Raw genomic sequence first — 18,132 nt, 5'->3', positions numbered from 1 at the left:
ACTATGCCTTTATTTGCAAATACTTTAAATCAACAAGCAATTTCATCATTAGAGTTGGAACAACTTCGCCAAACATTACGCAAATATGAATATCACTACCACGTGTTAGATAATCCGCTCGTGCCTGATACGGAATATGACCGCTTAATGAACGAACTCAAAGCGATTGAAAAAGCCCATCCTGAACTGGTTACTCCTGACTCGCCAACGCAACGAGTAGGGGCAAAACCGTTATCAGGCTTCATCCAAATTACCCACGAGTTACCTATGCTTTCGCTTGATAATGCTTTCTCTCATGAAGAGTTATTAGGTTTTTTGCGTCGTATTGAAGGGCAAATTCATCGCAATCCTGAAACGATGGTATTTTGTTGTGAGCCTAAATTAGATGGTTTAGCAGTCAGTATTTTGTATGTGAATGGTATTCTTACCCAAGCTGCAACCCGTGGCGATGGTACAACGGGCGAAGATATTACTGCCAACGTCCGCACTATTCGCAATGTACCGCTGCGTTTAAATATGGATAATCCGCCAGCTAGACTTGAAGTGCGTGGTGAGGTATTTATGCCTCAAAAGGGATTTAATGCGTTAAATGAAAGAGCGTTAGAGCACGGCGAGAAAACCTTTGCGAACCCGCGTAATGCGGCGGCTGGGTCTCTCCGTCAGTTAGATCCTAAAATTACCGCACAACGCCCGCTTACACTGAATGCATACGGTATCGGTATTTATGAGGCTGAGCAGCCTTTACCAAACACGCATTTCGACCGTTTGCAATGGTTAAAATCAATTGGTATTCCTGTTAATAACGAAATTCGTCTTGCCAAAGGGGTAGAACAATTAGCTGAATTTTATGCGGATATTCAAGCCAAACGCCCTAAATTAGGTTATGACATTGATGGCACGGTGTTAAAAGTTAACGATATCGCTTTACAAGAGCAGCTTGGCTTTATTTCTCGTTCGCCGCGCTGGGCGATTGCCTATAAATTCCCTGCACAAGAAGAGATGACTGTGCTTAATGATGTGGAATTTCAAGTGGGGCGAACAGGGGCGATTACGCCTGTAGCGAAGCTTGAACCTGTATTTGTGGCAGGGGTTACGGTCAGCAATGCGACGTTACACAATGGTGATGAAATTGAACGTCTTGGTATTGCGATTGGGGATACCGTGATCATTCGTCGTGCGGGAGATGTGATTCCGCAAATTATTGGCGTGGTGGCAGAACGTCGCCCTACTAATGCAAAAAAAATTGTATTTCCGACCACTTGTCCTGTGTGTGAATCGGCAGTGGTTCGCGTAGATGGCGAAGCGGTGGCTCGTTGTACAGGTGGGCTGTTCTGCGAAGCCCAACGCAAAGAGGCGTTAAAACACTTCGTTTCTCGCAAAGCAATGGATATTGAAGGCGTGGGCGAGAAGTTGATCGAGCAATTAATGGCAAGTGAATTGATTAAAACGCCTGCAGATCTGTTTAAGCTTGATAAGACTATCTTGATGCGATTAGAGCGAATGGGCGAAAAATCGGCTCAAAATGTCCTAAATAGCTTAGAAAAAGCGAAACAAACCACCTTGCCTCGTTTCCTTTTTGCATTGGGTATTCGTGATGTAGGTGAATCAACTGCGTTGAATTTGGCTAACCATTTTGGCACGCTTGAGGCAATCCAAGTGGCAACCTTTGAGCAACTGCAAGAGGTGCAAGATGTGGGCGAAGTGGTGGCAAATCGTATCGTTTCATTCTGGAAAGAGCCGCATAATGTCGCTGTCGTAGAAGATTTACAAGCCCAAGGTATCCATTGGCAAGCGGTCGAAAAAGTAGAAATTGCAGACAATCCACTCAAAGATAAAAATGTGGTATTAACGGGTACATTAAGTCAATTAACCCGTGATCAAGCCAAAGCGTTATTGCAAGGCTTAGGTTGTAAGGTTTCTGGTTCAGTTTCAAGTAAAACGGATTACCTGATTGCAGGTGAAAAAGCAGGTTCGAAATTGGTCAAAGCACAAGAGTTGGGGGTGAAAGTGTTATCTGAACAAGAGTTTATTGATTTAATGAAATGATATGAAAAAAGCTCATTTCGTTTGAAATGAGCTTTTCTTTTGCAGTTTGTTAGATATCTAATTCTGCATATAATGCATTCGCCTCAATGAAATCACGACGAGGCTCAACTTCATCACCCATTAGCGTGCTAAAGAGTTTATCAGCTGCAATGGCATCGGTAATGGTCACTTGAAGCATTTTACGAGCAACAGGATCCATAGTGGTTTCCCATAATTGCTCTGGATTCATCTCACCTAATCCTTTATAACGCTGGATAGTCAAGCCCTTACGAGACTCTTTAATTAGCCACTCTAAAGCTTCTGCAAATGAGTTAACTGCTTGCTGACGTTCACCTCGTTTTACATAAGCCGTTGGTGTCAGTAAACATTTTAGCACTTGCATTAATGCAACGATACGAGAATATTCGTTGCTGGTGATAAAGTTAAAATCGAAACGATAAGTTGTATCAATACCATGTGTGGTAACAATAATTTCTGGTTCATAGAAATGACGTTCTGTGTTAAAGAATACGTTACCACGATAGAAACTTCCATCTGTTTCTTTTTCTGATAATTGATTTACAAAGTTTTCTACCCAAGCGGTAATATTAGCTTCTTCTTTTGCAAATTCAGTAGAAAGAGCAGGAGAGTAAATTAACTCATTTAATAAAGCAGAAGGATAACGATGCGTTAAGCGTTCAATCAATTTTTGTACTTGACTGTATTGTGCAATTAAGTTTTCTAATGCCATTCCGTTTAATGCGGGCGCATCGCTGCTTACAAATAAGTTAGCATCTTCAAGAGCGATAGAAATTTCATACTGTGCCATTTCATCATTATCTTGGATATAACGTTCTTGTTTACCTTTTTTCACTTTATAAAGTGGTGGTTGTGCGATGTAGATGTAGCCGTTTTCGATAAGCTCTGGCATTTGACGGTAGAAGAACGTCAATAAGAGCGTACGAATGTGAGCACCATCCACGTCTGCATCGGTCATAATAATGATTTTGTGGTAGCGTAATTTCTCGATGTCAAAGTGGTCTCGACCAATTCCGGTTCTTAATGCAGAAATTAAATTAGTAACTTCTTTAGAAGAAAGCATTTTGTCAAAGCGAGCTTTTTCTACGTTTAGGATTTTACCTTTTAATGGCAAAATAGCTTGGTAGTCTGAGTTACGACCAGATTTTGCTGAACCACCCGCAGAATCCCCCTCCACAAGATAGATTTCTGAATGGGCAGGATCTTTTTCGTGGCAATCAGCGAGTTTGTCTGGACGTTTGATGCTTGAACCGCTTTTGTTATAGCTGGCTTCACGTGCTTTTCGTGCTGCTTCACGTGCACGAGCCGCAGAAATAATCTTCTCTACAATCAATTTTGCATCAGCAGGGTTAAGCTCTAAATAGCTCTCCAATGCTTCATACATTGAACTTTCTACAGCAGAACGTACTTCTGACGAAACTAATTTATCTTTAGTTTGAGATGAAAATTTAGGATCTGGCACTTTTACTGAGATCACCGCAACTAAACCCTCACGAGCATCTTCACCTGATGGATCTACTTTTGCATCATTTTTTTTCAGTAATTTGCTTGAATATTTATCAATGTAATTTTTCAATGCTCGCGTTAATGCACCGCGAAAGCCAGATAAGTGTGTGCCGCCATCACGTTGAGGAATGTTATTGGTGAAACAGTAAACATTTTCATTGTAAGAATCATTCCACTGCAGTGAAATTTCTACGCCAATATCATCTTTTTCAGTAGAAAGATAGAATGGGGTGTTGTGAATCGTCGTTTTGCCTTCGTTTAAAAATTCAACGTAAGCTTTAATACCACCTTCGTAGTGGAAGTGTTCTTCTTTGCCATCACGCTCATCAACTAAACGAATAGAAACGCCTGAATTTAGGAATGAAAGCTCTCGTAAACGTTTAGAAAGAATGCTGTATTTGAACGTTGTTTCATATTTGAAAATATCAAGGCTTGGCCAAAAACGCACAGTTGTACCTGTCTTTTCTGTTTCGCCAATAATCGCAAGGGGAGCATCTGGCTCGCCTAGACTATAAAATTGCTCGTGTACATGTCCTTCACGACGGATGGTAAGTTGTAATTTGGTTGAAAGAGCGTTTACCACAGATACGCCTACTCCATGTAAACCACCTGAAACCTTATAAGAATTATCATCGAATTTACCTCCAGCGTGAAGTACGGTCATAATTACTTCTGCCGCAGAAACCCCTTCTTCTGGGTGAATACCAACAGGAATACCACGACCATCATCTTGCACAGAAACGGAATTATCTGAGTGAATCGTCACGATAATATCTTTACAGTGGCCTGCTAATGCTTCATCGATAGCGTTATCTACCACTTCAAACACCATATGGTGTAAGCCAGAACCATCATCGGTATCCCCGATATACATCCCAGGTCGAGTACGTACAGCTTCCAAACCACGAAGTACTCGAATGCTTGAAGAGTCATAAGTTTGTTGGTTTTGTTCAGACATTCTTTGTTCCTATGTTTAACAAATATGGATGGCTATTTTGTTAGCCAAAAAATTGAATGGATTATATCAGAAATTAAGGGGAATTGCGAAAAATAGGCAAAAAGACACCGCTTGTGAGCGGTTAAATTTGCTAGACAAACGGCAATTTCCCCGCTAGGATTGAGCCATTTTTAATGGCTATTGTTAATTTTATGTTACCCGAAACCGAATACCCTTTAGAGCATCATCCTTTCAATCCTATTTTACCGCCTCAAGCCAAAGTGGTGATGATGGGCACATTTCCGCCTACAGATGAAAAACGCTGTATGGAATTTCACTATCCGAATTTTCAAAACGATATGTGGCGAATTATGGGCGAGGTGTTTTATGGCGATAAAGATCATTTTCGCGTAGGTGATGAAAAGCGGTTCGACCCTGTGCGAATTGAGGCATTTTTGCAAGAGAAGGGGATTGCACTTTGTTCTTCGGCGAAAACGGCAATTCGGTTGAGGGGTAATGCGGCAGATAAAGATTTGAAAATTGTTGAGCCTGTTGATATGGACGAGCTTCTGATTGATTTGCCAAAAGTGGAATGGCTTTTTACCACAGGTGGATTAGCGACGGAAACCTTGCTCGGTTTATTGCCTGAAAAAGTAAAATCACCGAAAACGAATGAGTGGATTGATTACCCTTATTCTGTAAATCGTTCGCTCAAATTATACCGCTTGCCATCCACTTCTCGAGCTTATCCGCTTAAATTTGAGAAAAAAGTGGATGCCTATCAAACCTTTTTCAAAATGGTGGGACTGATTTAATGAAATACGATTTACACTCACACAGCACCGCTTCAGATGGTTTATTAACCCCAACTGAATTGGTCAATCGAGCTGTTGAGCAAGGCGTGGAAATGCTGGCTTTAACCGACCACGATACCGTGGCAGGCATTACAGAAGCGAAGCTTGCGGCTCAAAATCAACCGATTCGTTTTATCAGCGGTGTGGAAGTTTCGATTGTTTGGCAAGAGAAGAGCATTCATCTTGCCGCACTGAATGTGGATGAAACACATCCTGAATTAGTGGCGTTATTGGATAATCAGGCAGCATTGCGTGAACAACGAGCGGTCGAAATTGGCGAAAAACTTGCAAAGGCGGGCATTCTAGATGCCTACGAAGGGGCAAAAAAATTAGCTAGTGGCGAAGTGACTCGAGCTCATTATGGACGCTTTTTGCTTGAGCAAGAATATGTACGCAATATTGAACACGCATTCAAAAAATATTTGGGGCAGGGTAAACTCGCTTATGTAAAGCCGAAGTGGTGCGAGATGCAAGAGGCAATTGAGATCGTACATCAAGCAGGCGGTGTGATTTCGATTGCACATCCACTTCGCTATAAAATGACGGGACGTTGGGTGCGTCGTTTGATTGAAGATTTCAAACAAGCAGGTGGAGATGGCATTGAGGTCGCAGGCTGTGGACAAACACCAGATCAACGCCAATTGATTACCCGCTGGGCGAAAGAGTTTGATTTGTATGCCTCTGGCGGCTCAGACTTTCATTATCCAACAGGTTGGGTTGAACTCGGCAGAGGTTTAACTCTCCCGCAAGAGTGCAAGCCTATTTGGGGGTTGTTTTAGATAAAAAGGCAGATCATCACAATCTGCCTTTATCTTTATGCGTTAGCCCATCACATTTTGAAAATGATGAGTAAAATCAGATTGATCTTTGGTATAGAAGGGTAAGCCAATTAAACGATAATGAGGTGTATCTTTTCTTAAGATATGTTCCTTACCATATACATTATTTGCAAATTACAGCCACTTTTCAGCTGCTTGCTGATCGCTCTCACGCCCTTCAATCCAGCGTTCACCGTGTGTTGTGGTTTCTCTTTTCCAGAACGGAGCTTTGGTTTTGAGGTAGTCCATAACTATCACTCTAATATAATAAAAACAATAACTTACGTTAAAACAATTACTTACAACGGCATATAAACGCACGCAACAACATACAGCAAAATAAAACAGCCACCAAACAGCCACCAAAGAGGTGTAATTATTTAAGATTAGAAAGCGGATTCAACGTCACGGCGGTTTCTAAGTAAGAGGGGGCGAAGTGGGCGTAACGCATTGTCATCTGAATGTCGGAATGCCCGAGAATATCCCGTAAGACTAAAATATTCCCCCCATTCATCATAAAGTGGCTGGCGAAAGTATGGCGAAAAACCTGAGTTGCTCGCCCTTTAGGAAATCGAATTCCGCTACCTTCAATTACCTTGTGTAAATTCGAGCGTATAATGTAGGGAGGATTAAACACCTTGCCCGAGCGTTTTGGAATCATTTCAAACAGTTCTTGACTGATTGGCACTGTTCTGTTTTTTTTATTTTTCGTATTTGTAAACGTGAGTTTAAACGGCACAATCTGAGAGGCTTGCAGATTTTCCACTTCTCCCCACCTTGCTCCCGTAGCCAAACAAATTCGAGCCATCACACCCGCATCATAATCTAGTGCATCAATTTCACGCAAAAGCGGTGCAATCTGTTCACTACGTAAAAAGAAAATTTCTGATTCTGGCACCCGTAATTTTGTTAAGGCTGAGACAGGATTATCACCTTCAAATTTTCCCAGTTTTGCCAGTGTGTTAAACATTGCCCGAAGATGTGCCAAGTCGGTATTAATGGATTTAGGCTTAGCCGCAACGCCAGCGATACGCCCGACTTTACCCGCAAGCCGATTGCTACGATATTCAGCCAGCAAGAGCGGAGAAACTTTACTTGCAGTCGGATTGCCTAAATCAGAAGCCATACGCTTGAGCGACTTAAAAACGTGCTCACCGCTTTTAATGCCACGCCCGTGTAATTGATACCAATCCTCAACCAAATCTAACAAAGGACGAGCATTTACACGGCTAGAACGTGGCTCTACTTCAATGAGTGGATTTCTTGCAGCATTAAAAAAGCGAGTTGCTTCAGCCTTAGTGTCAAACCAACGGCGAATGCGTTTACCGTCTTTATAAAATTCAGCCAGCCACTTACCATTCTTTTTTTCATCCTTCCTTACACCCATAAATCACCATCAAATCAGAAAAATCAACCGTCACGTGATCGAATTCACGCACAGCAGGCAAAACCCACTCTTTGCGGAACTTTTCGCCGTTACTTACAGGATTTTCAGAGGCATCACGCCCCCAAGGGTCATCAGAAAAATTGAGTACTTTAATTGTTGTTGCGTGCTTTTTTGCCATTTACTTACCTTTTTGCACCTAAATCAAATACTTCACCGCTGCAAGTGTCAGCCCCACAAGCGTAATCATTGTTGCCATCAGCCACTTTGTTTGCGTATGAATGGCATTGTGTAGTTCAGCTTTTGTTGCATAAATTTTGTCAGCATCATCTAATTTTGTATTGATTTTAACTAAAGTGAAATCAATCTCTTTTAAATGTTCATCTATTTTATCTAAGCGAGTATCTAACCGATCTACACGTTTAGTTAAATCATCTACGCTAGTTTTTACTTGTTCAAGCCCTAGTTCGACTTTCATTACACGCTTTTCTAAATTACTCATAGGCGGTTCGCCTCCATTATTGTTAGAGCCTGAATTAGCCCCGACTAATTTTAACGAATTTTTGCCATCTTTGCGTTTTGTATTACTCATCGCTTAGGATTACCTCTTCATTTTTTGCCCAATCATCATCGACAAATTCACGATCATAATGACGAATAAAACCGCAATGTTGACAAGTCAGCCAATAAGTATCGGGCAAAGCCCTAAATTTCCATAAGGCACTTTGATGGCAACTTTCACACGTACTTTCTATATTTTTCCAATTGAGATAAGTCTCAAGTTCTAATTTTTCCACTTACTCCCCCCATCAACGAGCTTCTGCAATTCAGGTGAAACAATCAAATTTTTCAGGTTGGCAATATCCTGAAAGAGGGCAAGTGAACTTAAAAGCGACTCCATAATGTAGCACCCTAATTTCTATTTTTGATTAACATTAAAATCCCTACCCACATTCATTACTTATTTTCCGCTTCTAATTTTCTTACGCCCATTACTTACCTACTTCCCAATCTTTCTAAAAATCAAGAGAGGCGTAACGGCATAGCTTGAACCCTTACGACCAATCAATTCTTGAATATGGTCGTAAATAGATAAAACATCTGTTTTTTCATCTTGGAATTTATAAGGGTGATGCCCTTTTTTCGCTTTTGCATCAGGTAAATTTTCCAGAATACCTAAAACAAACCACTTATCACGATTAGTAATGCCATTAGAAAGCAGAACATCATCCACATTGATCCACATATCTTCTTTTTTCAATGCTAACCAATAGAAATTTCCTCTATCATCTCGAATATCCACTTGTAAGCTTTTTGGGAAAAGGTCAAAGAGCTTGTCTATGCCATCAGGTAAAGGATTCTCATTCTCTACAGCATTTAAGAATGGCATTGCTTTTTCAATTAATGAAAGGTCAAATAAGCGATATTCGCCCGAAATCAGAACCAAATTACCCACTTGAGCATCATCAATATTATTTTTAATAAAGCCATTTTGCCCCAAGAAGTCTAAAAGCAAAGAGGGCAAGGAATGGGACGCATCATATTCACGCACATAACGCTCTGAGTTCTGAATATTGCCAGTTTTCTTTCCTGTAATGATGGAGCTAAACCCTAGTTCCCCTGTGGAGCTATCTGTATTGCCTATTTCTTCTTTATAGCTAGAAAGCACCCCTTCAGTCACTAACTGAGCAAGAAACTGTTTAGCACGTTTTTCATCTACATAAAGAAAATCAGTAAGAAAATCTATAGTCGGTAAGTCTTGCACCTGTTCGTTTGACACGTTTTAGTTCCTCTTCTTTTTGTAAACGTCTTTCTTCTGTTTGCTCAATATGCAAAGCCACATTTTCAACAAAACTTTGTTTTTCTGTTTCGTTAAATACTTTTGCTAAAGTGTTTAGATTTTTTTTCATAGAGCCTCCGATTTTGCTTTGCTTATCATAAACAATAGCGATAAAAATTCACTACTATTTTTGATTAACATTAAAATCCCTACCCACATTCATTACTTATTTCCCGCTTTTAATTTTCCATGCCTATTATTTACTCTTCTCATCATCTGGATATAACTTATCTAAGAATTTATCTTTTTTATCGTCTACCTTATCCATTGCTTCATCACCAAAAGCAGCAGAGAAAAAACAATCCCATAAATCAAATTCTTGACCATTCCAAGTAATATTTCCTTCAATGCCAAAATAAGGATCAATGATGTATTCTTCGTCTGTAATATCAGTAACAAAAATCCAATCATCTCCCTTGTTTCTATCTAAAGCCCAACGATGAAATTTGTAATCTCTAGAAGGCTCATCTTCATCTTCTTTGAAATTGATAATCATATCTTCACATTCCCAAAGGGTGTAATATTCATTACGTTTTTTATTTTTAAATAATTCTTTGGGTTTAGCTTCCTTTTTTGGGGTTGATACTACTTCTATATATTTTTCTTCTTTATTTATATGATTGAGCGTTCTCTTTTTATAAACTGAGTTAAGCCATAAACCAAGGAAAAGAAGAAGCGTTACTATTCCAATAGTATTACCAAACGTTCCTCCGACTAAGTCAATAATCCACACTGCAAGAAAAAATTTTAAAAATCCAGTTAGCATTTAAGTGATCCCATCAACAACATAGATACAAATCTCTATTTTTGATTAAAGTTAAAATCCCCGCCCACATTGTAGGCATTTTCGCCAGCGTGTTGGGAAATGTTTGCCGTAGGTGAGCTCGTGCCGCCTTGTGCAAGATTGCCCACAAAAACCACCGCTTGTAATTGTTGTTTGTCGTCCAATTCATTAAAGGCAGTGAGTAGCATTTTTTCCGTTGCTTTTAATGCTTGAGTTTTTTCTTTGCCAGTAATTAACCAGTGCAGGTCGCAGTTAAAGCGTTCTGCAAAATTAGATAGCATTTCTGCAGAAAAACTATTGTTCTTTTTAGCATAAGAAAAAGAGGCTTTAGATAAGCCAAAAATTTCTGCTAGAGCTTGATCTTCCTTTACATCTGCAACTTTTTTTAATCTTTCTACAAATTCAATGCTGTTCACTTTTTCCTCACTTAGCATCTGGTTTTATATTTTTGTATTGTAGTCAAAGAAATTTTGACTATAATTAAAAACATTAAGACGCAGGGCGTTGCAAAAAGAAGCAAGCCCGAGCAAAGAGCAACATAACACAAAGCGAGGAGTTTTAAAAGTGAGTGAAATCAACGAAAAATTAGAGAAGCAGACAGGAAAAGAATTTCAGACGAGAATTCCTGCAGATCTTACAGAAAGAACAAAAGATTTAGCCACAAAAGAGAGACGCAAGATGGCGCCAATGATTGCGATTTTGTTAGAAGAAGCACTGGAAGCAAGAGGGGTGTAGGAATGAGTGAACAAGAACTCAAACAACTCTCAGACGTCGCAGAATGCGGAAGTTATGAGGCGTATTTGCTCCGTGTGAAAAACGAAAACAAACCCAGTGAGGTAAGTCAATGAGTGAACAAGAAAAAAGCTCAGCAGTATGGGAATTAAAACAACTTGCAGAATTTGATCACCAAGCCGCAAGAGAAATCTTTACACCGCAAGATGTAAAGATGATGAGCTATGCACTAGCATATATTAAAAAAGCGGGCATAGCCCAGTTTGAAAAAGAACTTGATCAGATTAAGCAGGCTGTTCAAACAGAGAATCATAGCCTTGTTTAGCTTCAAGCTTGGTTAAGCCAAGCGAAAATAGAAAGTTATCACAGCCCACCCATTCGGTTAAGCCTTCTGCAGTGAGGCGACGATATAAAACCCCGTTGTGATAGATGCCAATATAGCAATCTGTTGAGCCGTAAGGGTCAGCCCCTTTCTCTTCAACATATTGCGTGATTTGAGCATCAAATGCAGGTAGTTCAAAGGTGGTTGGGTCTACAAGATATTTAGATTTCATTTTAAGTTCCTTTTTGGTTAAACGGAAAGGAAATATAAACAAATACAGAGAGGTAAGTCAATGAGTGAGCAGGAAAAACCAAGCCAAGCAAAATGCTTGACATGGCTTAAAAAACAGAAAGGCAACTTTCTATTTTGGTTAATCGTTGTTTTATGCGGTTTTGCCGTGGTTTATATGGCAATGTATGAGCCCCTAAATTTAGTGGTTTCAGTCTTATTCGGTTGGTTGTTGTGGATTGGTACGCAAGAACCGAGGTAGATGTAATACACCGAGCAATTTCATCACGTTCCTTTTTGAGTTAAACGAAAAGGAAATATAACACAAAACGAATTGAAGAAGACACCCAAGGTGACGATGCGAGAAATCACTAAGGGGTGAGGAGAAAGCGAATGACCTATGAAGACTATGAAATTTACAGCGTCAGCGAATATGCAGAAATCAAAAAAGTAAGCACAGAGACTATTCGCAGATGGATTAAACAAAGCCTTGTTAAATCTTACAGAGTAGGGAAGGGCAAGAAGAGAGCACATTTCTATGTCCTTGTCCCACGCTAAAACATTTACGGAGAACTCAATGAAAAACAAACGTAAAGCACTTAAAGCTTTAGTGTTAGATGTGATTGAAATAGTCGTCGTGTTCGGTGGCTTGTTTATGTTCGTTGCGGGCATTCTTTCGCTCGCTGAAAGTATCAAGTAAGGAGGTAGGCAATGAACTTAGATACAAAACGCCAGACTCTTTCTCAAATGGTCGATGAGGTGTACGACATTACCGAAAAAATGGGCTGGCTCAAAAGCGAGTTGATTTACGACGACTTAAGCCCCGCTCAAGAGTTGGACGTGCTATATCGCCTGAAAGACGAATATATCAATCTGGTAATAGAGTTGAATCAGTTTACCGAAAGCGATTTTAATTTCTTGATTGAAGCGGCAACGGCGGAAATGGAAAGACCATAGGCGGGCAAGATGAACGATAACGCATTATTGCACCCGTTAATTCAAGCGGGGTTAGAAAAAGGACGCAAACGTATTGCCCGATATAAACAAGACGGCACGATTGACTATTCACGCCCTGCAGGTGAAAACCTAAATCGCCTCATCGTTCGTCAAGCCGCTGATTTTAAACAATACCAAGAACGCCAAGGTTTACGAGACGCAGAAATTGCCAGACGCAAACAGCGTGAAGCTGAAGAAGCCGAGCAACAAAAGCAGGCGTTAGCATATAAAGCCAAGTTATTACAAGGAGTGAACCATGCTCAACATCAAACAGATTAAGCTGAAATGGAATCAAGCCCGCATTAACGCCAATTTAGCGGAGATTCAATGGGTAAGAACGGGGAATCTTGAGGCACTTGCCCGCAGAAACCGAGAAAACAAAAAAGCCCATTATTACCTCACTCAGCTTTACGGAATATAAAAATGCAACCACTGAAAAACTTTACCACCTTATTAGAAAGCCCAGAGGCGTATAACGCCCGTGTTCGTGCCGTTCATCTTGAAAAAATGGCAGCACGTGAAGAGAAAGATAAACCCCGTCGCCATAAGCTCTACACTGAAGCGGCAGAGTTATGGGAAAAAGCCAAAGCGTTAAAACAATGTGCAGATTTGATGGCTTACTGTGAAAGACGTAAGGCGTATTGCTTATCTACTGCCGCACTTGCTAGCAAATAGGAGAAAAATATGGCACTCATTTCAGTCTCTGAATTTACGATTGAGCCGATTATTTCAGAAGCCCCCGATGCTCTTCTGAATTATGCACTGGTTAAAGACGGGAAAGTTGAAAAAATCTGCCCCGATTTAAACGCCGTCTTTGATGCACTTTTCGGGATTAGCCGAAAATTGGGCGAGCAGGCAATGCGCCGCACCCCGATTAACCGAGCAAAATTAAAAGTTACTTTTAGCATTCGACATTAACCCCTTAAACCTTAACACCAAAGAGCACCACAATGAGCCACTTAGCGTTAAATCTTAACTTTGAAGAGCAGGCAAAAGCTCAGATTGCCCCTGTGCAAGCAGAGACGCAAAGCCAAGATTTAGCCCTCAGTGGCTTATTTATGGATGATGCCACGTTAGACTACCTAGAAAATGAAATCTTAAGCCCAGCCGAACGAATCGAACTGGGCTTGTCTGCCTTTCCTGAAATAGCGGTGCAAGCGGTCGAAAACGTGCCAGAAGTTGCAGAAACCCCCGACCCGTTAGGCTTACTGAAAGAGAAAAGCCCAAGCCAATTAGAACTGTTTGCCAAAGTGCCGAAAAGCATTTACTACGCTGTAGAAGACTTGCTCAAGCACTTGCCCGATTTTGCACAAAACTACTACCGCCGCATTTATCTAAAAAACCTTAAAGCACTGAAAGATGATGGCTCAATCGCCTTTCTTGCGGGCAATGTGCAACGCACACACGCTTGGGAAAAACTGAACGAAGCACTGAACACGGAGCTGAAAAAAGTCCTCGATCATCATAACGTGGACTTGTTTCTGCTTTCCGACAACTTCCACGATAAAGCCGAATGGGCAAAAGCCTATTTGGGTAGAAACAGCCGTTTGTTTGAATACGATTTCAGCCAAGAGCACAATGAAACCTTATTCACCCGTGAAAATCCATTCAAGGAGTATTGGGAGAAAGAGGCAGAAAAACGCTACAGCAAAAACCACGAAAACCGCATTCCGTTTTATCTTATCCCGCCGAGCCGTTTTTTAGGCATTGCGAAAGAAGTGGCACGCTTGTTTGAGCATATTCAAGTGGGCTTTTTCACAGACCTTGCCGACAGTGGCAAAACCTTTACCGATGCAGAAATTGAACAGGCGTTAGAGCGTATCTACACGCAATGCGGTGAGCTATGCGAGCAGATGGGCTTTGCAGCGCCTTATTGGCAAAGCTACAAGGCACGCACGGAAGAAGGCAAGAGCGTGAACGATAAAGAGATGATGAAAAGCCTGAATCGGATTGCTGCCGAAAAATATTGGCTGAAGCTCTTTTTAAAACGCCAAGAGCAGATGATGGAACATTTACGCATTGCGTGCGGGGAAGTGTTCGCTAAACGTTCGCCTTATGTCTCGCAAGCGGCATATAAGCGTGCGGAAGAGAAGCATCGCAAAATGGAAGCGTTCATTAAAAACAGCATTCTCATCAACGTGGAAAACGAAGAAGAGCAAGTGGATTTATACGAATTGTGGTTTAAATCCAATTCCAACCCAACTATTCGCCGCTATGAAATGATGACCCGTTTGCGTGGCGTGGAAGAGTGGGCAGAAGAAAACGGCTGGCAAGCGTTATTCTTAACCTTGACCGCACCGAGTGCTTACCACGCTATGCATTCACACGGTAGACGTAATCGCAAATGGCAAGGGGCAGACCCTCGCACAACACAAGCTTACTTAAATAAGGTGTGGGCACAATTCCGTGCGTTACTGGCTAAACGCAAAATTGACTTTAAGGGAATGCGAGTCACCGAACCACACCACGACGGCACGCCACACTGGCATCTGCTTTTCTATGTGAAGAAAGAACACATAGACGAAGTAGAAATGCTGTTCAAACGCAAAGCGTTAGAAATTGACGGCGATGAAGCAGGGGCAAGCGAGCACCGCTGCAAAGTGGAACGTTGCGATAAAGAAAAAGGCAGTGCAACGGCTTACATTGTGAAATACGTTTCGAAAAATATCGGCGGATTCGGTATCGATGCAGAGGGTGCGGATACCGTTTCAGACGAAGCACCACAGCTTAAAACCAACGAAAACGCTCGCCGTGTGCGTGCGTGGGCGGGCTTGTGGTGCTTGCGTCAGTTCCAATTCTACGGCATCGGTTCTGTGACTGTTTGGCGTGAGCTGAGACGTTGCACAGAAGAGCAGGTTGCAGGCGATCAACTTCTGCTGAACCTACAAGCGATTACCGATGTGAGCTGCTACGCTTCCTTTATTGATATTCAAGCGAATAAAGACAAAAGCGACAAAGCCCCCGTAAAAACCTACTACGTGGAAACCAGCAACAACAGCTACGGGGAAATGCAACGCAAAGTCATGGGCGTTTTTAACCGCTTGAGCGATCGTACTGTGATTAGTCGTTTGAAATCTTACCGTATCGAGAAGAAGAAAGATGAGCAAACCGAATTTAAAACCTTGACCGCTTTAGCGGTCGAGGTTCAAAAAAACACGGGACGCAGTCCCGCTTGGACTTGTGTCAATAACTGTAACCCTATAAAGGAGGTTAAAAAACCAACAAAAGCAGAACCAGAAGAAACGTACATACAAAAAACTGTGCGAAATTTCATCAATGAACATGAGCACGAATACAACCGTCTCGATCACGCTCTCAAAATGCGGGGAATTGACGACAATTTAATCAGCGATTTCGACAAAATGAACCTGATAAAAGGAGCGGAATATACCGTCCACGGCTTAACACGCCTGAAATACGTGAAAGGCTACAACGGGTTCAATTTGTGGATGAAATACGTTAGAGACCAGAATGCAGATTGGGAGCTGGCGTAGAGGAAAAACAATGGCAATACACAAAACCACCACAGCCAAAGAAGATAAAGACAAGTGGGCGACACCTTGGTGGGCGTTTCACTTTGCTCAACATTGGTTCAGATTCCCGCAGTTTGATATTGACTGTGCAGCCTCTGCACACAATACCAAATGCGAGAAGTTTATCAGCGAGGAACAAAACGCCCTCGAAGGCGATTGGAACGGCATTTATTGCTGGCTTAACCCGCCTTATTCTAACCCTTTGCAGTTTGTGCATAAAGCTATTGAGCAGAGCCGAAAAGGGCGTAAGGTGGCAATGTTGCTGAATGTGGACAATAGCACGCAATGGTTCGCCCTTTGCGTGCAATGTGCCACTAGCATTGTCATGATTACCGACGGGCGTATCCCCTTTATTCACAACGCCACGGGTAAAGAAGTCAAAGGCAACAGCAAGCCGCAGATGTTTGTGTTGTTTGATTATGAAAAATGGGTAAAACGAGACAGAAAGGTGCGAACCTACTATGTCTCAATTAACCGAGTAAAACAATTAGGCACAGTATAAGGAGTAAAAAATGCAAATGCCAAGTAACGAAGTTATTTTATGGATACTGTTAGTAGGCTCAGTCATTTTTAATATTGCCCTCACTTATGACAGCAAGCAGTTGTTTAAAAAAATAAAAGCGGAAGAAGCCAGAAGTAAAGCTTATAAAGAAGAAGCAGATTTAAGTTGGAGAGAGTTCCGTAAAAGAACGTCTGTTCTCCAACAAATTAAAGCATTGGTTAAAGACCAGTAAAAAATAACCGCTTGCGTGAAGGCAAGCGGTTTTTTATTGAGGAGCAAAGGGCAAAGATTAAGTTGTTGCGAAAATGCGATCTGTAGCGACTTTTGCTAAAAAACCACTACGGCTTTTATATTGAGGATATTCAGCAACAAATGCATCAATGCGGCGAATTAAACGGCTTGGTAAAGTGATATTGATTTTTTCTGATTTTCCCAAAAGGTGAGATAAGTCTACATCAACAACACCCCAAATCATCCCTTCATATTCTGGGTTTTCTTGAAGCGTGCGAATATCTGAAGGTTGTGGGATTTCTTCGCCATCTTCTACAAGTAATTCAATATGACCTGTAATGGCTTCAATCGCATTCGCATAAACATCTTGAAATTCATCCGCTGCAGAAAAGCACCCTGGAATATCTGGTACAAAAACACCATGAGCGTGTTTTTCATCGCCTAAAGCAATCGCAATGGGATATAACATAATTTTCCTCTTTTTTAATAGCAGGGCTATTTAAGCCCCGCTTGTTTTAATATTGATTGTGCTGTTTTGGGATGCATATCCTTTTCAGGATGGGGAATTGTTACATTGCAACAAGCGGTTTTTTTATTGTCTTAACTCTTTTTGTGAAGCCACTGCTAAAAAGTGGCTGCGGTCTTTGTAAATCGGGTTGCTTGCGACACGGCTATCAATGCGTTTGATGAGGTATTCAGGCAAGCTGATGTTAATGCGGTGACGTTTACCTTGATAAGCGGAAATGTCAACATCAAGCAGAAGCCAAGTATCGCAATAGTTGAAATCTTCAAGCGTTTGATAGTGGCGATAGCCTTTATCTTGTAGTTCATTGATATCTAAGCCGTCTTCAAACATCATTTCTAAGATGGAATGAATGGCATCAGTGGCTTGGGTTGGAATTTCTTCAAGGGTATCTGCAGCACTAAAGCAATCATATTTTTCAGTAGAAAGTGCTGGCACGGCAATGCCGTAGGCTTCGTTTTCGTTTGCTGGGGTTTCAATGCCGATAGTAAATAACATAGTCGCTCCTTTGGGTTAAGCTCGGCAGAGCTATAAAAGCCCTGCCGATTTTTTGATGGATCTTAATGTGCCGATTGGAACGTGTTGCTTTGGGTGTGGCACGGGGAACGTCTTCCCTGTGATGGGCGATTTCCAAATTTGGTGGTCTCCCTTACCGTGTCGCTCAAACGTGCAACCTGCTTTTTTAAGCTCCTTGATTAAGTCGCTGGATCGCATGCTTATCTCCTTATGTCTTAATCGGGAATAATTATACACAAGCATACACACAGAAGCAACCAAGCAAAGCAGAAAAAAGCAAAAAAATAACCGCTTGTATTGCGACAAGCGGTTAGATGTTATTTAGGCTGTTTAACAGCATGCTGTAGGCTTAATGCTAGAAT

Annotated in this window: 29 protein-coding genes and 2 pseudogenes; 16 read left to right on the top strand and 15 right to left on the bottom strand. The window is 41.4% G+C overall.

Features of this window, described 5'->3' with window-relative positions; genetic code table 11:
* The first annotated feature begins 3 nt into the window (after positions 1 to 3).
* On the top strand, positions 4 to 2,046 hold the full coding sequence (ligA, locus tag B0185_RS02765) for an NAD-dependent DNA ligase LigA (protein WP_039863176.1): 2,043 nt from the start codon (positions 4 to 6) through the stop codon (positions 2,044 to 2,046).
* A 49-nt stretch (positions 2,047 to 2,095) separates the two neighbouring features.
* Here the strand turns inward: ligA and gyrB are convergent, their stop codons facing one another.
* On the bottom strand, positions 2,096 to 4,528 hold the full coding sequence (gene gyrB / locus B0185_RS02760) for a DNA topoisomerase (ATP-hydrolyzing) subunit B (protein WP_005706284.1): 2,433 nt from the start codon (positions 4,526 to 4,528) through the stop codon (positions 2,096 to 2,098).
* A gap of 173 nt (positions 4,529 to 4,701) precedes the next feature.
* Between gyrB and B0185_RS02755 the strand changes: the two genes are divergently transcribed.
* Positions 4,702 to 5,322: a hypothetical protein gene (locus B0185_RS02755; protein WP_005706329.1), complete on the top strand. Its 621-nt coding sequence runs from the start codon at positions 4,702 to 4,704 to the stop codon at positions 5,320 to 5,322.
* Positions 5,322 to 6,140, top strand: a complete 819-nt coding sequence (locus B0185_RS02750) for a PHP domain-containing protein (RefSeq protein WP_005706276.1) — start codon at positions 5,322 to 5,324, stop codon at positions 6,138 to 6,140. Before B0185_RS02755 ends, B0185_RS02750 begins: the two co-directional genes overlap by 1 nt.
* Before the next feature lie 174 nt (positions 6,141 to 6,314).
* Here the strand turns inward: B0185_RS02750 and moaE are convergent.
* The 9 genes and pseudogenes from moaE to B0185_RS02705 form a co-directional block, all read right to left on the bottom strand.
* Positions 6,315 to 6,431 (bottom strand): annotated as a pseudogene (gene moaE / locus B0185_RS10115) (molybdopterin synthase catalytic subunit MoaE); the annotation flags it as partial.
* Positions 6,432 to 6,555: 124 nt separating this feature from the next.
* Positions 6,556 to 7,566, bottom strand: coding sequence for a phage integrase (locus B0185_RS02740; protein WP_005706307.1), 1,011 nt, complete (start codon positions 7,564 to 7,566; stop codon positions 6,556 to 6,558).
* Complete coding sequence (locus B0185_RS02735) at positions 7,547 to 7,744, bottom strand: hypothetical protein (protein WP_005706263.1); 198 nt, start codon at positions 7,742 to 7,744, stop codon at positions 7,547 to 7,549. Before B0185_RS02735 ends, B0185_RS02740 begins: the two co-directional genes overlap by 20 nt.
* 18 nt (positions 7,745 to 7,762) lie before the next feature.
* Complete coding sequence (locus tag B0185_RS02730; RefSeq protein ID WP_005706291.1) at positions 7,763 to 8,155, bottom strand: hypothetical protein; 393 nt, start codon at positions 8,153 to 8,155, stop codon at positions 7,763 to 7,765.
* The gene (locus B0185_RS02725) at positions 8,148 to 8,360 is read right to left on the bottom strand and encodes a hypothetical protein (RefSeq protein WP_039863178.1); all 213 of its coding nucleotides are present in this window, start codon (positions 8,358 to 8,360) and stop codon (positions 8,148 to 8,150) included. The genes B0185_RS02730 and B0185_RS02725 overlap by 8 nt, the downstream gene beginning before the upstream one ends.
* Positions 8,361 to 8,563: 203 nt before the next feature.
* The gene (locus B0185_RS02720; protein WP_005706327.1) at positions 8,564 to 9,343 is read right to left on the bottom strand and encodes a DUF6414 family protein; all 780 of its coding nucleotides are present in this window, start codon (positions 9,341 to 9,343) and stop codon (positions 8,564 to 8,566) included.
* Positions 9,294 to 9,473: a hypothetical protein gene (locus B0185_RS02715; protein ID WP_005706271.1), complete on the bottom strand. Its 180-nt coding sequence runs from the start codon at positions 9,471 to 9,473 to the stop codon at positions 9,294 to 9,296. Before B0185_RS02715 ends, B0185_RS02720 begins: the two co-directional genes overlap by 50 nt.
* 126 nt (positions 9,474 to 9,599) lie before the next feature.
* Positions 9,600 to 10,169: a hypothetical protein gene (locus B0185_RS02710; RefSeq protein WP_005706274.1), complete on the bottom strand. Its 570-nt coding sequence runs from the start codon at positions 10,167 to 10,169 to the stop codon at positions 9,600 to 9,602.
* A gap of 35 nt (positions 10,170 to 10,204) precedes the next feature.
* Positions 10,205 to 10,603 carry a helix-turn-helix domain-containing protein gene (locus B0185_RS02705; RefSeq protein WP_050855314.1) on the bottom strand — a complete coding sequence of 133 codons (399 nt, stop codon included), beginning with the start codon at positions 10,601 to 10,603 and terminating at the stop codon, positions 10,205 to 10,207.
* Positions 10,604 to 10,691: 88 nt separating this feature from the next.
* On the opposite strand from B0185_RS02705, the gene B0185_RS10210 reads away from it, so the two are divergent.
* Positions 10,692 to 10,922: a hypothetical protein gene (locus B0185_RS10210; RefSeq protein WP_039863180.1), complete on the top strand. Its 231-nt coding sequence runs from the start codon at positions 10,692 to 10,694 to the stop codon at positions 10,920 to 10,922.
* Between the two features lie 109 nt (positions 10,923 to 11,031).
* A complete protein-coding gene (locus B0185_RS02695; RefSeq protein WP_005706283.1) occupies positions 11,032 to 11,244 on the top strand; it encodes a hypothetical protein in 213 nt (70 codons plus the stop codon).
* Here the strand turns inward: B0185_RS02695 and B0185_RS02690 are convergent.
* Entirely contained in the window at positions 11,204 to 11,473 is a 270-nt protein-coding gene (locus B0185_RS02690; protein ID WP_005706303.1) for a hypothetical protein, read from the bottom strand. The two genes, B0185_RS02695 and B0185_RS02690, sit on opposite strands and share 41 nt — an antisense overlap.
* Before the next feature lie 60 nt (positions 11,474 to 11,533).
* Here B0185_RS02690 and B0185_RS02685 point away from each other — a divergent pair, with 60 nt between their 5' ends.
* From B0185_RS02685 to B0185_RS02650, 11 genes are all read left to right on the top strand, one after another.
* Positions 11,534 to 11,731, top strand: coding sequence for a hypothetical protein (locus B0185_RS02685; RefSeq protein WP_005706330.1), 198 nt, complete (start codon positions 11,534 to 11,536; stop codon positions 11,729 to 11,731).
* Positions 11,732 to 11,862: 131 nt separating this feature from the next.
* The gene (locus B0185_RS10110; protein ID WP_114987824.1) at positions 11,863 to 12,027 is read left to right on the top strand and encodes a MerR family transcriptional regulator; all 165 of its coding nucleotides are present in this window, start codon (positions 11,863 to 11,865) and stop codon (positions 12,025 to 12,027) included.
* A 19-nt stretch (positions 12,028 to 12,046) separates the two neighbouring features.
* Complete coding sequence (locus B0185_RS10420; protein WP_005706262.1) at positions 12,047 to 12,169, top strand: hypothetical protein; 123 nt, start codon at positions 12,047 to 12,049, stop codon at positions 12,167 to 12,169.
* Positions 12,170 to 12,180: 11 nt separating this feature from the next.
* Positions 12,181 to 12,426 carry a hypothetical protein gene (locus tag B0185_RS02680; protein ID WP_005706349.1) on the top strand — a complete coding sequence of 82 codons (246 nt, stop codon included), beginning with the start codon at positions 12,181 to 12,183 and terminating at the stop codon, positions 12,424 to 12,426.
* Between the two features lie 9 nt (positions 12,427 to 12,435).
* The gene (locus B0185_RS02675) at positions 12,436 to 12,744 is read left to right on the top strand and encodes a hypothetical protein (RefSeq protein WP_005706334.1); all 309 of its coding nucleotides are present in this window, start codon (positions 12,436 to 12,438) and stop codon (positions 12,742 to 12,744) included.
* Entirely contained in the window at positions 12,722 to 12,886 is a 165-nt protein-coding gene (locus tag B0185_RS10205; protein ID WP_005706341.1) for a hypothetical protein, read from the top strand. The genes B0185_RS02675 and B0185_RS10205 overlap by 23 nt, the downstream gene beginning before the upstream one ends.
* A 2-nt stretch (positions 12,887 to 12,888) precedes the next feature.
* Complete coding sequence (locus tag B0185_RS02670) at positions 12,889 to 13,140, top strand: hypothetical protein (protein WP_005706342.1); 252 nt, start codon at positions 12,889 to 12,891, stop codon at positions 13,138 to 13,140.
* Between the two features lie 9 nt (positions 13,141 to 13,149).
* Complete coding sequence (locus tag B0185_RS02665) at positions 13,150 to 13,383, top strand: hypothetical protein (RefSeq protein WP_005706295.1); 234 nt, start codon at positions 13,150 to 13,152, stop codon at positions 13,381 to 13,383.
* 32 nt (positions 13,384 to 13,415) lie between these two features.
* A complete protein-coding gene (locus B0185_RS02660) occupies positions 13,416 to 15,959 on the top strand; it encodes a replication endonuclease (RefSeq protein WP_005706317.1) in 2,544 nt (847 codons plus the stop codon).
* Between the two features lie 10 nt (positions 15,960 to 15,969).
* The gene (locus tag B0185_RS02655; RefSeq protein ID WP_005706269.1) at positions 15,970 to 16,500 is read left to right on the top strand and encodes a phage N-6-adenine-methyltransferase; all 531 of its coding nucleotides are present in this window, start codon (positions 15,970 to 15,972) and stop codon (positions 16,498 to 16,500) included.
* 10 nt (positions 16,501 to 16,510) lie between these two features.
* Positions 16,511 to 16,732 carry a hypothetical protein gene (locus tag B0185_RS02650; RefSeq protein ID WP_005706351.1) on the top strand — a complete coding sequence of 74 codons (222 nt, stop codon included), beginning with the start codon at positions 16,511 to 16,513 and terminating at the stop codon, positions 16,730 to 16,732.
* Between the two features lie 57 nt (positions 16,733 to 16,789).
* On the opposite strand, the gene B0185_RS02645 is transcribed toward B0185_RS02650, so the two are convergent.
* The 4 genes and pseudogenes from B0185_RS02645 to B0185_RS02630 form a co-directional block, all read right to left on the bottom strand.
* Positions 16,790 to 17,200 carry a type II toxin-antitoxin system HicB family antitoxin gene (locus B0185_RS02645; RefSeq protein ID WP_005706322.1) on the bottom strand — a complete coding sequence of 137 codons (411 nt, stop codon included), beginning with the start codon at positions 17,198 to 17,200 and terminating at the stop codon, positions 16,790 to 16,792.
* Between the two features lie 26 nt (positions 17,201 to 17,226).
* Positions 17,227 to 17,307 (bottom strand): annotated as a pseudogene (locus tag B0185_RS02640) (type II toxin-antitoxin system HicA family toxin); the annotation flags it as partial.
* Between the two features lie 16 nt (positions 17,308 to 17,323).
* On the bottom strand, positions 17,324 to 17,752 hold the full coding sequence (locus B0185_RS02635) for a type II toxin-antitoxin system HicB family antitoxin (RefSeq protein WP_005706311.1): 429 nt from the start codon (positions 17,750 to 17,752) through the stop codon (positions 17,324 to 17,326).
* A gap of 30 nt (positions 17,753 to 17,782) precedes the next feature.
* Positions 17,783 to 17,968: a type II toxin-antitoxin system HicA family toxin gene (locus B0185_RS02630; RefSeq protein WP_039863182.1), complete on the bottom strand. Its 186-nt coding sequence runs from the start codon at positions 17,966 to 17,968 to the stop codon at positions 17,783 to 17,785.
* Between the last annotated feature and the right edge of the window lie 164 nt (positions 17,969 to 18,132).

The sequence above is a fragment of the Haemophilus parahaemolyticus genome, assembly GCF_002015035.1.
GTDB lineage: Bacteria > Pseudomonadota > Gammaproteobacteria > Enterobacterales > Pasteurellaceae > Haemophilus_A > Haemophilus_A parahaemolyticus.
This window is presented reverse-complemented; position numbering and strand designations above follow the sequence as displayed.